The organism is Acinetobacter sp. YH12152 (assembly GCF_013418285.1).
Lineage (GTDB): Bacteria > Pseudomonadota > Gammaproteobacteria > Pseudomonadales > Moraxellaceae > Acinetobacter > Acinetobacter amyesii.
Genome location: NZ_VPCH01000045.1, coordinates 1 through 13,230 on the forward strand (window position 1 = coordinate 1; position 13,230 = coordinate 13,230).

Sequence of the window (13,230 nt, forward strand, 5' to 3'; positions counted from 1 at the left end):
CATGAAATACGGTATTCTGATGTGACAAAACCTGAATCCTGGTCGTTAAAGTGTTTGTTTGCACTCATATTTTAACTGTTAGGACTCAGGTTTTTTTATTTAAAGCAAACTATGGGACAGCAGTGGCCACGGCCTGCTTTTTAAAACGGATAATTAATTCTTATGAATTAACGACGTTGGTTATAAATCTGCTGCGCTGCAGGTAGATTTTTACGCATCGCTTCAATACGTTGTGAGTTTGATGGATGCGTAGACAGGAATGATGAACCTCCCGCACCTTCAAGCTTGTTCATTTTTTCCCAAAGTGTAATCGCCGCTTGTGGGTTATAACCTGCACGTGCCATTAACATTAAACCACCTTGGTCAGCACGGCTTTCCAGAGAACGTGAATACGGTAACCCTATACCGATTTGACTACCTAACTGCGCAGCAGCAGTGCCCAATTGACCGACATTATTGCCTGCGGCACTTAAACCAATATTCAGCGCAAGATCCGTTAAGGCTTGAGCACCCAATTTACTTTTTGCATGTTCTTCAAGAGCATGGACCATTTCATGTCCCATAACCGCCGCAATTTCTGCATCAGTTAAATTCAGTTTATTGACGATACCTGTATAAAATACAACTTTACCGCCTGGAGCGACAAAGGCATTGACTTGGTCTGATTTCATGACTGCCAATTGCCATTGGAACGCTTGACCCGTTTGGTTCATTTGGTCTGCATAAGGACGCAGTTTTTGGAATACAGTATTAATGCGCTTATATGTACTCGAAGAGGTATCGAGCTGATTTTTAGAACGCGCATCTGTCACCATTTTGTTATAACTTTGTGTTGCTTGCGCGTTCAATGTGGCAGTATCCGCTCCTGCCATATCTGCCACTGTCGCACAGCCCGAAATCGTCATTACACCGGCCATACACAGGCTCGTTAGAATTATTTTTTTCATTAAGGATACTCCAGACCATTAAAATATAAGTGAATTTATGGATATTATATTCTTATGGTTTGGAGCTTAAAACGAAGTTATAGCGACTTATAATAGTATTTATGTAATTTTTTTAAGCTGAAAATTGAAGAACCAACCAATAGACTAAACAAACCACATTCAAGCCTAAATAAACTTGCATTAATGGCTTGATTTTTTCTTCTAACTGCACATTTTTTCGCTTAAAAAATAGGACAGCATTTTGTATCAAAACTATAGGTACAAGAATACAGGCAATAATCACCGACAAACCAATTAGGGCTTGATAAATCAATTGAGGATCTTGAGTTTGGGCACGAATAATCATCATGGCAATGGTAGGTGCTCCCCCCATCGCAAATAATAAAGAATAAAAAATGGTCGTCGAAATATTCTTTTGCATCCTGCACTTCTCTTCCTAATTTAAATTGCATTTTAGCAACTCAACACAAAGTGTGTAGCGAACTAAAATGCAACTTTAGTCTTAAAAACAGCCGATATTAACGACGTACACTCGAAGGTGTCGCATTTTTATAATATTGCTGTGCTTCTGGCATCATTTTTTGCATAGCAGCAATACGGTCATTATTGCTTGGGTGTGTAGACATAAATTTGCTCAGTGCGTCGTTGCCACTGTTATCATTCGCATTCATTTTTTTCCACAATGAAATCGCCGCTTCTGGATTGTATCCAGCCTTTGCCATCATCACTAGGCCACCTTTGTCTGCGCGGCTTTCCAAATTACGTGAATACGGCAAGCCCACACCAAATTGACTACCCAAATCAAGCAAGGTTGCACCATAGCCGCCTGCAGCATTGCCTACATATTGTGAACCGATACTCACCGCAAGATTGGTTAGTGCTGAAGCGCCAATTTTATTTTTTGCATGTTCTTCTAAGGCATGAACCATTTCGTGACCCATGATTGCAGCGACTTCATCATCCGTAAGTTTGAGTGTTTCGACGATTCCTGTATAGAAAACAACTTTGCCACCGGGTGCGACATAGGCATTGATTTCTTTAGACTTGATCACGGCAACTTTCCAATCAAAAGCCTGACCCGTTTGATTCATCTGATCTGCAAACGGTTTCATTTTCCAGAAAACACGGTTTACTTTTTGATAAGTCGCAGACTTGGTATCGAGCACTTGTTTGGTCTGCGCGTCTTTCAGCATTGCGTTATAAGACTGTGTTGCTTGTAAGTTCAAAGATGCAGAATCAGCACCTGCAAGATCAGCAATCGTGGTACAACCTGATAAAGAAGCTGCTACGGCAAAGCATGCCAAAGATTTTTTATAATTCATCATGATCTCTAGTTATTTATAAAGAGTGTCAAATATATACAAAAAATTGACTGACTCAATATTTTTATGCTTATTTTTTTCAAAATCTTTATTTTTCCATTATTTAAATTTAATATCTGATGTTACCCCGTAAAAATAATTTCACATTTTTTAAATACTTTTAAGTATATTCAACGGAGTCTTACATCTTGGGTTTAAATACAGGGATTAGCCTTCGGCTGGAGGTACTTTTGTTTTGGCAAAAGTACCCAAAACCATTGTCATCCGCAAAACTCGTTCACTAGTGTCAAATTATTCACAGTATTGCAAAAACATTTCAATTAAAACTAGTCCTGTCTCAAACACTTGCGGATGACCTTACCGCGTATCATTCTTTTATTTGAATCAAATGGCACTTTGGATGTTACTGCGTATTATCAGCTAATAATACCTGTCGTTTTTTGAAGTTTTATTCTTCGCTATATAAAAAAGCCCCGCTTTCGCGAGGCTTTTGACATCTTAATTCAACAGCACATTATGCGTCGAATGGATGACGTAATACGATTGTTTCATCACGGTCTGGACCAGTTGAAATGATGTCGATTGGACATTCAATCAATTGCTCTAAACGTTTCACGTAGTTAATTGCATTTTGTGGCAATTGATCTAGTGATTTCGCACCGAAAGTAGACTCAGACCAACCTGGCATAGTTTCGTAGATTGGTTTTAAAGTTTCAAATGCAAGCGCATCAGAAGAACCTACACAACCTGCAGCATCAGAAGCTTCGTAACCTACACAGATTTTCACTTCTTCTAAACCATCTAGAACGTCTAGTTTAGTTAAGCAAATACCAGAAAGTGAGTTTACTTCTACTGAACGACGTAGAATTTCAGCATCGAACCAACCACAACGACGTTGACGGCCAGTAGACGCACCAAACTCAGAACCTACTGTACCCAAGTGTTTACCGATCGCATCACCAACATCGTTCGCAGCATCATAAACAAGTTCAGTTGGGAACGGACCAGCACCTACACGAGTTGTGTACGCTTTAGTAATACCCAATACATAGTCAAGGTGTAATGGACCAAGACCTGAACCTGAGCTTACGCCACCAGCAGTCGTATTTGAAGAAGTAACGTACGGATATGTACCGTGGTCAACGTCAAGAAGTGAACCTTGCGCACCTTCAAACATGATTTTCTTACCTGCTTTACGGTAAGCATGAAGTTCGCCAGTAACGTCCATCACCATAGGTTCGATGACTCTACGCCATTCGTCACATAGAGCGATCACATCTTCAACTTTAACGGCTTCAACACCGAAGAATTGAGTCAATTGGAAGTTATGGTATTCAAGAAGCTCTTCTAGTTGAGCTTTAAGATGAGCACCACCACGAACCAAGTCAGCAACACGGATTGCACGACGAGCCACTTTGTCTTCGTATGCAGGACCGATACCACGACCTGTTGTACCAATTTTCGCATTGCCACGTTTTTTCTCACGTGCTTGGTCAAGTGCGATATGGTGTGGAAGGATCAATGGACAGTTTGGAGAAATACGTAGACGTTCACGTACGGGCACGCCTTCTTTTTCTAAAACTTCCATTTCGTGGATTAAAGCTTCAGGTGATAAAACAACACCATTACCAATTAAGCACAATACGTTGTCACGTAAAATACCAGATGGAATGAGGTGTAATACAGTTTTCTTACCACCAACCACAAGTGTATGACCTGCGTTGTGTCCGCCTTGATAGCGAACTACCGCAGCCGCTTGATCTGTGAGCAGGTCGACGATCTTACCTTTACCTTCGTCGCCCCATTGGGTACCAAGTACCACAACATTCTTGCCCATAATAGCCTCATTGCATCATGCTGTTAAAATTGGAAAAAACGTGCGTGCCCGCAGGCACATCCGCGATTAAATTTGTTTGATTGTCCACTCGCCATTTGCATTCACCAGTTGGTGCGTTGCATACGGAGCCGAGCTTAAATCATCATTACCTAACAATTGAACCACACTGAACCCTTCGGTACGTGCTGCTTCAATTGCCTTTAATAAATCTGCTTCGATGCCTTTTGGAGCAACCAAAACTTGATTTTTCTGAACTTGACCAGCAGTTAATGCATATAAGTCACAAGAGAAACCTGTTGCTGGACGCGCACGGCCGAAGTGTTCACCAATACCGTCATAACGGCCACCTTGAGCCAATGGCGCAGCGCGGTTTGGTGCATATACGGCATACATTAAACCAGTGTGATAGTGATATGAACGAAGTTCAACGACATCGATACCAATGTGTAAGTCTGGCCAACGGGCTTGGATTGCCGCTTGAGTCGATTTCACTGCATCAAAAGCCAGTTTAAATGCTTCATTTGCCAATACATCAGCCGTTAAATTGGCTTGCAATGCATCTAAGTCACTTGCAAAACGACCTAATGTATAGAAGTCAGCACCATTTGGAATGCTTTGTGTGAATTCAGCAAGTTCAGGTAGTGCTTTACGTTGATACAAGTCAGATAACTGACGTTCAACCGCTTTGCTCAAGCCAGCTTGTTTCACCATGCTGCGGAATAAACCGACATGCCCTAAATCAAGATGGATACCATCTGCATGACCTGCTTTAGCAAGCAAGTTGATCATGACATCAATCAGTTCAACGTCAGCATCAATGCTGTCTGAACCAAATAATTCTGCACCTAACTGTAAAGGTGCACGTGTGGTATTAAAACCCTGTGGCTTAGTATGTAGTACTGTACCAGCGTAGCAATAACGAGCTACACCTTCGACAGGATGTACATGCGCATCAATACGAGCCACTTGTGGTGTCATATCGGCACGCACACCAAGCAAACGACCTGAAAGTTGGTCGATCACTTTAAAAGTGGCTAAGTCTAAATCTTGATTCGATTCTGAAAGAGAAGATAGAGATTCGATGTATTCAATGAATGGCGTGTACACCAACTGATAACCTCGAGATGCGAGGAAATCTAATGCTTCACGACGCAAAGATTCAATCACTTGCGCCTGTTCTGGCAGTACATCAGCTACACCATCAGGTAATAACCATGTCTCTGAAATGGGCATGTTGTAAACCTAAATTCTTGTCAGCGCGGAACAAATCCGCATAAAAAAATCGGGAGCACACCCGATTTCTCCTAGTTTAGCACGATAGTTTTACGCTTGCACACGACTTTTTCATAAAAGATGCTTCAGCATTCATTACTTCATCAACAGCTTTAACTTTTACAACTAAATCCATGTTTATGCTTCTATTTTAAAATCCTGTGAACGTTATTTTTTTAACCATTTGATAAAAAATAATAAGCATCCTACTTTCTATAGATGAAGTTTTAAACAAAGTTATAAATATGATCAGGCTCAATAACTTCATTTAAGACTAGAGCATCAATCCAAAGGAAGCGCTGTAGTTTGTTTAACAGCCTGTAACGATATCTCTGTTTTTACATTTTGCACACTGGCGATCTGCGTTAAATGATGAATCTGAAACTTTCGATAGGCTTCTAAATCTGCCACGACGATACGTAAGAAAAAGTCACAATCTCCTGCCATGAGTTGACATTCAATCACCTCAGGCATCGTTTGAATCGCTGCGACAAAATCATTCACGGTTTTTGCATCTTGACCTTTTAGCCAAATCCGCGCAAATACCGTTAAACTTAAATTCAATTTTGACTGATTCAGTAAAGCCACATATTTCTCAATATAGCCTTCATCTTCTAGTTGCTTAACCCGTCTCAAACACGGCGAAGGTGATAAACCAACTAGTTGGGCCAATTCATTATTTTGTAGTTTTCCATTTTGCTGTAATGCTTGCAAAATGCGTTTATCTATCTGATCCATCAATAAAGGCACTAAATTTCACAATAATCTTTATTTTAGCAATTTCATTGCACAATAAAAGCAATCTTTCACAAAACAGCTGCCAAATGCTGCTCAGATATCCATAAAATATTGCTTTCGATCTCGCTTCATGGAAAACGTCATGTTGATGTTTAGACAAAGTACACTCAATCATACCCATTCACAGCATTCTATTGAGTTTAAACGAGGTCTAAAAACATCTATTCCAATGCTGCTGGGCATTATTCCTTTTGCATTAGTTCTGGGTGCTCAGGCAACACATAAAGGCTTTTCTAGTTTAGAAGTTCCGCTTTTGACTGGTCTTAACTTTGCAGGTGGTTCTGAATTTGCCATTTTGCAAGTTTGGACCAATCCCCCTAATATTCTCATGCTGATGTTTATTACGTTTTTAGTGAATAGTCGGCACCTATTAATGGGGGCGAGCCTTGTCCCGTATTTACGACATCTCCCGAATCGCACGGTTTATACCGCTTTATTTTTTATGTGCGATGAAAGTTGGGCCGTAGGTTTGGCCGATGCGCAAAAAAAATCTAATGCTTTGGGAATTCAGCGCGCCTTTAGTTTAATGTTCTATGCAGGCTTATGCTGTGCTCTATATTTGATGTGGGTCGGCTTTACCACTTTAGGAGCAATGATCGGACCGATACTTGGCGATATTAGTCGACTTGGTTTTGATATGGCCTTCCCTGCTGTATTTCTTGTTTTACTACGTGGCATGTGGAAAGGCTTTAAAGCGGCGCGTCCATGGCTGGTCAGTTTGATTGCCGCATCTCTGGCTTATTTGTATCTCCCTGCGGGCTGGTATGTTCCGATTGGCGCAGTTACGGGTATTGCTTCTGCATTTTTCCTAATTGGAGATGATGTATGATCCACTCTAGCACCCTGATCGCGATTCTATTTATTGCCTTAACCACTTACCTGACCCGTATCTTGGGTTATGTGTTACTGAAAAACCGTAGCCTCACCAACAAACAACGTCAAATTATGGAAGTTGTTCCCGGCTGTGTGTTGATCTCAGTGATCGCGCCTTATTTTGTTAAAGATAATCCTGCTGATTTGATCGTGATGGCCATTACCCTATTTGCAGCATCACGTTTTTCATTATTGCCTACCGTTGTGATTAGCATGCTTTCAGCAGCCGTGTTAAGACAAATTTTGATTTAGTCCCATACGATCATATGTTGAAAAACGCGTGAACTACGATTTGAACCCAATGACAATAAATATTGAGAATCATCTTATTGGATAAAAAAATACCCATACCTTGAGATTACATGCTTCATGCAGATATCGAGCTATGGGCAGTCTTCTTTATCTTTCGATTAGCTTTGATCGGTTTTGACCACTTTTGCCAAAAGGTTCACCAACTCTGCATTTTGCAATTCAACTTGCTGTAATTTGTGAGTGGTTTGATCTAATACTTCTTGCTGGATATGCATTTTCTTTGCAAGGTCTTGCATAATTTCCAAGGTCTTTTTCAGGTTGGCTTCTAGATGCACCACTTTTTCCTCGAGTGGCAAGGTTTCATGCGCGGTAGATTGCGATACGTCACGATTAAACTGTAGCCAAATTAAAAATATAACCGCCAGCGCCAATAATAAAATAAATCCCCAAAGTAACATCAACATCATGCTCAATACTCTTTATATATTTCTTTGACTTTCATCTTAAACAATAAATCGGCTGTGCTTGAATATTTTTTAAAGTTTTTCAATATTTTCGAGATACATCAACGAGATTACGCATGATTTTTCATCTAATTTTAGAAAATAAAAAAACACCTACAAGCTAGTAGATGTTTTCTATATTGGATAAGTTTGAATTTTTATAAAGAGTGAAAACTTTCACATAAATCGAGCAAGCGGTTCGCATAGCCCCATTCATTGTCATACCATGCGAAAACTTTTGCTTGTTTTCCTACCACCATGGTTTGATTCAAATCGACAATCAATGAATAAGGTGAATGATTAAAATCACTTGAGACCAAGGGCTCATCGGTTACTGACATAATTTCATGATAATCAAAACGTGCAGCTTTGCTTAACACTGCATTTAACTCATGCTTGGTGATAACTGATTGAGACACAAAACTTAAATCGATTGCAGCAACATTGATAGTCGGCACACGAATCGAATAGCCATCGATTCGATCTTCCATTTTCGGCATGACCCGTTTCAATGCCCCTAGAGCTGAAGACGTCGTTGGAATAATATTTTGACCCGAAGCTCGTGCACGACGTAAGTCACGATGTGCATGATCCAATACAGACTGATCCGCAGTCACAGCATGAATTTCTGTCATGAGTGCTGTGTCTATAACAAAGGCATCATCAATAATTTTGACTAAAGGCACCAAAGCCTGCGTGGTACACGACACACTCGAAATAATTTGATCCGTCGCTTTGACTTCATGATGATTAACACCATACACAATCGCAGCATCAACACTGTCAAACGGCGCCGCACCAATAATCACACGTTTGGCACCTGCACCAATATGTTGTGTGGCTGCCTCTCGCGATCTAAATAAACCTGTGCATTCGAGTACCACATCGACATTCAGTTGCTGCCAAGGCAAAAGACTCGGCTGTGCTTCATTTAAAACTTGCACTTTGAGATGCGCTTGAGCACAAGAGATATCTAGAAAAATAGCGCCATCTTGTTCAAGAATTTCGACTTGGCCTGCAAAACGACCATGCGTGGTGTCATATTTAAACAAATGCACCATGGTTTCCACATCAGCGACATCATTTATGGCAACAATTTCATAATGAAATTCTTTTGGATTTTCAAACCAAGCGCGTAATACATTGCGTCCGATTCGACCAAATCCATTAATTGCCACTCGCTGCATGACTTACCCTTCATTTTGAAACAGTTATAAAGCGCTTATATATTAAAGGATTTCAACAATAATTCGTAATCATTAATTCTCTTAATACTTATTAAAATGGGTGTTGAGTGAAAATATTCAAAATAGCTTTTCGACTTTATAATGAAGAAAAATATTCTATAGACTATAAATCACAATGATGAAGCAAACACTACAACCATTTTATTTGTTCTGGCAAAAGCTTAAACCTACAAAGCTCTTTTACGCTTCCATCTCAATATTTTTGATATTTTTATTAGGTTCAACCGAGACTACAGCGCAAATATATCAACACTGTTCATCAGCGGAGATACAAAAATTACAACGCCTATTCTCAGACGATAATTCCTCCAATGCCAATGAACCTGTATTTCAGGACTGCATTCAACTTCAGCATAGTCGTCGATTATTAGCCCTTTCTAGTAATGCGACTGACGTGATTCAGGACAATGCGGGCAATTATGATCTAAAGCTTTATCTTATAGATAAAGGCACATTTCAAGTACTAAAAGTATTTAAGTCACCTAAAGGCATTGTGCCTACGACACGTTTAGATAATGTTCAATTTGATCTCACTCCCTATGCAAAAGATCAGGACTTGGTGGGTATTGCTTTAAAACAATCGCACATAGGCGGTATTCATTCATCAAGACGATTGCTTTACCTTTATGCCATTCAAACTGATTCAAAAATTTTAGCTGTCTTAAATGGACTAATGACCAACTACAACAGCAGTACACAAAGTGCTTGTGATGACTGGAATACTGAAGAATTGAAGCGCACCTTACACATCAGCAATCAAACCCATAAGGGCTTCCCTATTTTCTTAATCAAAGAGTCGAGCATTAGCAGCCATTACAATCACAAAAACTGCAAAGCGTCCGCTGAACATGACCAAGGTCGTTATCAGCTCAAATTTAATGGCAAGGAATACCCCATTCAACACATAAAAAAGACAGATCCTGACTTATAAGCTGATTAATTCACGCCTTTAAAATTTGAAAATGCGTTTAGGATTTAAGTAAAATTTCATCTTAAATTTATAAATAAACCAAAGTACCATTGAGTAAAAACTGCCAAAATTTTCACAACCATAATGAAAATGAATCAATTCAAATGAATTATATAAAAAGTCATATAGTTCATTGAAAATCATTGGTCGCTACACCTTTTTCCGTTATAATTTAGCGTTTTTAAATTTTATGTCAGCATCTCAAGCCAGCTTTAAAATTTTGTAAGACTTGCTTGATATGCTATTACCAAATCGAAATTAGGAGAGACTTGGTTGTGAGTACTCGTTTTATGACATCAGCTGAAATTCGCGAAGCTTTTTTAAGCTACTTTGAATCGCAAGGGCATACACGTGTCGCGTCGAGTTCTCTGGTACCTGCCAACGACCCAACACTATTGTTCACAAATGCTGGTATGAACCAGTTTAAAGACTGCTTCCTTGGTCTTGAAAAACGTGACTACGTTCGTGCAACTTCTTCACAAAAATGTGTCCGTGCCGGCGGTAAACACAACGACTTAGACAACGTTGGTTATACAGCACGTCACCACACGTTCTTTGAAATGTTGGGTAACTTCTCATTTGGTGACTACTTCAAACGTGATGCCATCACATTTGCTTGGGATTTCTTAACCAACGAAAAATGGTTAGGTCTGCCAAAAGATAAACTTTATGCCACTGTTTACCATACAGATGACGAAGCATTTGATATCTGGAACAAAGAAATTGGTCTAGACGCTTCACGCATTATCCGTATTGGTGACAACAAAGGCGAAAAATACGCTTCAGATAACTTTTGGGCAATGGGCGATACAGGTCCTTGCGGTCCATGTTCTGAAATCTTCTTTGACCATGGTGACCACATTTGGGGCGGCTTACCGGGCACTCCTGAAGAAGATGGCGATCGTTTCATCGAAATTTGGAACAACGTATTCATGCAGTTCAACCGTACTGCTGATGGTGTTCTGCATGCCCTTCCTGCACCTTCTGTAGATACAGGTATGGGCCTTGAGCGTATTTCTGCAGTTTTACAGCATGTAAACTCAAACTACGAAATTGACCTATTCCAAAACCTACTTAAAGCTGCTGCTGAAATCATTGGTTTAGATACCACTGAACTTGAAGCAAAAGCACAAGCAGAAAACAAACCAGTTGAATACCCTGCTTCACTTAAAGTTGTGGCTGACCATGCACGTTCTTGCTGCTTCTTGATTGCTGACGGTGTGAATCCCTCAAACGAAGGCCGTGGCTATGTACTTCGCCGTATTATCCGTCGTGCAGTACGTCATGGTAACAAATTGGGTGCAACAGGTTCATTCTTCCATAAAATGTTGCAACCACTCATCAACGTGATGGGCGCTGCTTATCCTGAGCTTGCTGCACAGCAAGCACGTATCGAAGCTCAGCTTTTGAAAGAAGAAGAACAATTCGCAAAAACTTTAGAGCAAGGTTTGAAATTGCTTGAAGGCGAATTAGCTCAACTTAAAGGTTCAGTGATTCCAGGCGAAACTGTATTTAAACTTTACGATACTTACGGCTTCCCGACTGACTTAACAGCAGACATTGCACGTGAACGTGATTTAACCATTGACGAAGCTGGTTTCGAAGTCGAAATGGCGGCTCAACGTCAACGTGCACGTGATGCTGGTAAATTTGCTGTCGACTACAACTCAATTGTGAAAGTTGAAGGCGAGACTCAATTTGACGGCTATGACGCAACTCAAGGCCAAGGTCAAATTGTTGCAATCTACAAAGACGGCGAACAAGTTGATGAAGTTTTTGAAGGTGACGAAGCGCTGATCGTTCTCAACCAAACACCTTTCTATGCAGAAAGTGGCGGTCAAGTTGGCGATACAGGTATCTTCAAAAACGAAACTGGTATTTTTGAAGTTCAAGACACCAAAAAATCAGGCGGCGCTTTTGTACACCAAGGCATCGTGACCATGGGTAACTTAAAAGCAGCTCAAGCAGTTGAGGCTATTGTTAAAGCGGATATCCGTGAAGCAACTTCACGCAACCACTCTGCAACTCACCTATTACATGCAGCGCTGCGCCAAGTTTTAGGTACGCACGTACAGCAAAAAGGTTCATTGGTTGCAAGCGAACTTTTACGTTTTGACTTTGCTAATGACCAACCTGTTTCATTTGAACAGCTTCAAGAAATTGAACGCATTGTCAATGCCGAAGTGATTGCCAATACGGCTGTTTCAACTGAACTTTTAGACATCGATGCTGCTAAAGAAAAAGGCGCAATGATGTTATTCGGTGAGAAATACGGTGACGAAGTACGTGTACTTTCAATGGGTACAACCAAAGATGAGAAAAATTTCTCTATCGAGCTTTGTGGTGGTATTCACGTAAAACGCACAGGCAACATCGGCCTATTCAAGATCACTTCTGAAGGCGGTGTTGCTGCAGGCGTACGCCGTATTGAAGCCGTTACAGGCACTAAAGCTGTTGAAGCTGCGCAAAAAGCTGATCGTGACATTCATGCAATTAATGACTTGCTGAAAGCGCAAAAAGATCAAACTTTAGAAAAAGTTGAAGCTTTATCTCACACTGCGTCTAGCCTGCAAAAACAAATTGAACAATTGAACCAAAAATTAGCAAGCTTCCAAGCCGCTGAGTTATTGAGTCAAGTTCAAGAGATTGCTGGCCGCAAAACATTAATCACTACCGTTCAAGGTGTAGATGCGAAATCACTTCGCAACTTGCACGATGGTGTGAAATCTAAGTTAGACAATGCTGTGATCGTGATCGCAGCGGTTGATGCCGACAAAGTGAGCCTGATTGCTTCGGTTGCTAAAGAATACACTGCTGCTGTAAAAGCAGGTGACATCATCAAACACCTTGGTCAAGAGCTTGGTGGTAAAGGTGGTGGTAAACCTGATATGGCTCAAGGTGGTGCGCCTTATAGCGACAAACTTGAAGCAGTAATGACTGACCTCGTTGCATGGTTAGCTGCAAAATAAGACCAAAAGTCCTATAGCTCAAAGTGACTCACCTCCTTTGAGCAAATCAACAGGTTTAAGCAGTGTGTTTTTTAATGCTGGATCCTGCTTAAACACTGTTGATGCGTGAAAGCGCAAACTCAATCATCATGTTGAAACCAATATTCAACCTCTGGCTAAATGATGAAAATGGAGTCTAAAAGGCTGGGTTCATGTGAATCCCCTGCAGACACAAAGTATCTATTTGAACTCCTCCTAACT

12 protein-coding genes are annotated in these 13,230 nt (G+C 40.5%); 4 read left to right on the top strand and 8 right to left on the bottom strand.

Annotation, left to right across the window (positions count from 1 at the left end; all coding sequences use genetic code 11):
* Window positions 1-167: 167 nt before the first annotated feature.
* The 6 genes from FTU83_RS13275 to FTU83_RS13300 form a co-directional block, all read right to left on the bottom strand.
* Window positions 168-947 (bottom strand): M48 family metallopeptidase, encoded by a 780-nt coding sequence (locus FTU83_RS13275; protein ID WP_078194384.1) that lies wholly within the window; start codon window positions 945-947, stop codon window positions 168-170.
* 112 nt (window positions 948-1,059) lie between these two features.
* The gene (locus FTU83_RS13280) at window positions 1,060-1,368 is read right to left on the bottom strand and encodes a hypothetical protein (RefSeq protein ID WP_180059773.1); all 309 of its coding nucleotides are present in this window, start codon (window positions 1,366-1,368) and stop codon (window positions 1,060-1,062) included.
* 97 nt (window positions 1,369-1,465) lie between these two features.
* Window positions 1,466-2,269 carry a M48 family metallopeptidase gene (locus FTU83_RS13285; protein ID WP_078194387.1) on the bottom strand — a complete coding sequence of 268 codons (804 nt, stop codon included), beginning with the start codon at window positions 2,267-2,269 and terminating at the stop codon, window positions 1,466-1,468.
* Window positions 2,270-2,783: 514 nt separating this feature from the next.
* Window positions 2,784-4,106 carry an adenylosuccinate synthase gene (locus FTU83_RS13290; protein ID WP_180106849.1) on the bottom strand — a complete coding sequence of 441 codons (1,323 nt, stop codon included), beginning with the start codon at window positions 4,104-4,106 and terminating at the stop codon, window positions 2,784-2,786.
* Between the two features lie 66 nt (window positions 4,107-4,172).
* Entirely contained in the window at window positions 4,173-5,339 is a 1,167-nt protein-coding gene (locus FTU83_RS13295; protein ID WP_168379351.1) for an ATP phosphoribosyltransferase regulatory subunit, read from the bottom strand.
* Between the two features lie 321 nt (window positions 5,340-5,660).
* Window positions 5,661-6,116, bottom strand: a complete 456-nt coding sequence (locus tag FTU83_RS13300) for an Lrp/AsnC family transcriptional regulator (protein ID WP_180106851.1) — start codon at window positions 6,114-6,116, stop codon at window positions 5,661-5,663.
* Between the two features lie 142 nt (window positions 6,117-6,258).
* Here FTU83_RS13300 and FTU83_RS13305 point away from each other — a divergent pair, with 142 nt between their 5' ends.
* Together FTU83_RS13305 and FTU83_RS13310 are read left to right on the top strand one after the other, a co-directional pair.
* Window positions 6,259-7,005 (top strand): AzlC family ABC transporter permease, encoded by a 747-nt coding sequence (locus FTU83_RS13305; protein ID WP_180074064.1) that lies wholly within the window; start codon window positions 6,259-6,261, stop codon window positions 7,003-7,005.
* Window positions 7,002-7,301 (top strand): AzlD family protein, encoded by a 300-nt coding sequence (locus tag FTU83_RS13310; protein WP_180003989.1) that lies wholly within the window; start codon window positions 7,002-7,004, stop codon window positions 7,299-7,301. The genes FTU83_RS13305 and FTU83_RS13310 overlap by 4 nt, the downstream gene beginning before the upstream one ends.
* Before the next feature lie 158 nt (window positions 7,302-7,459).
* On the opposite strand, the gene FTU83_RS13315 is transcribed toward FTU83_RS13310, so the two are convergent.
* Together FTU83_RS13315 and FTU83_RS13320 are read right to left on the bottom strand one after the other, a co-directional pair.
* Window positions 7,460-7,762 (bottom strand): hypothetical protein, encoded by a 303-nt coding sequence (locus FTU83_RS13315; RefSeq protein WP_078189224.1) that lies wholly within the window; start codon window positions 7,760-7,762, stop codon window positions 7,460-7,462.
* A gap of 200 nt (window positions 7,763-7,962) precedes the next feature.
* Entirely contained in the window at window positions 7,963-8,991 is a 1,029-nt protein-coding gene (locus tag FTU83_RS13320) for a type I glyceraldehyde-3-phosphate dehydrogenase (RefSeq protein WP_180020863.1), read from the bottom strand.
* A gap of 175 nt (window positions 8,992-9,166) precedes the next feature.
* On the opposite strand from FTU83_RS13320, the gene FTU83_RS13325 reads away from it, so the two are divergent.
* Both FTU83_RS13325 and alaS read left to right on the top strand, forming a co-directional pair.
* Complete coding sequence (locus FTU83_RS13325; protein ID WP_180009413.1) at window positions 9,167-9,982, top strand: hypothetical protein; 816 nt, start codon at window positions 9,167-9,169, stop codon at window positions 9,980-9,982.
* Window positions 9,983-10,296: 314 nt separating this feature from the next.
* Window positions 10,297-12,990: an alanine--tRNA ligase gene (gene alaS, locus FTU83_RS13330; RefSeq protein WP_180106853.1), complete on the top strand. Its 2,694-nt coding sequence runs from the start codon at window positions 10,297-10,299 to the stop codon at window positions 12,988-12,990.
* Window positions 12,991-13,230: the final 240 nt, after the last annotated feature.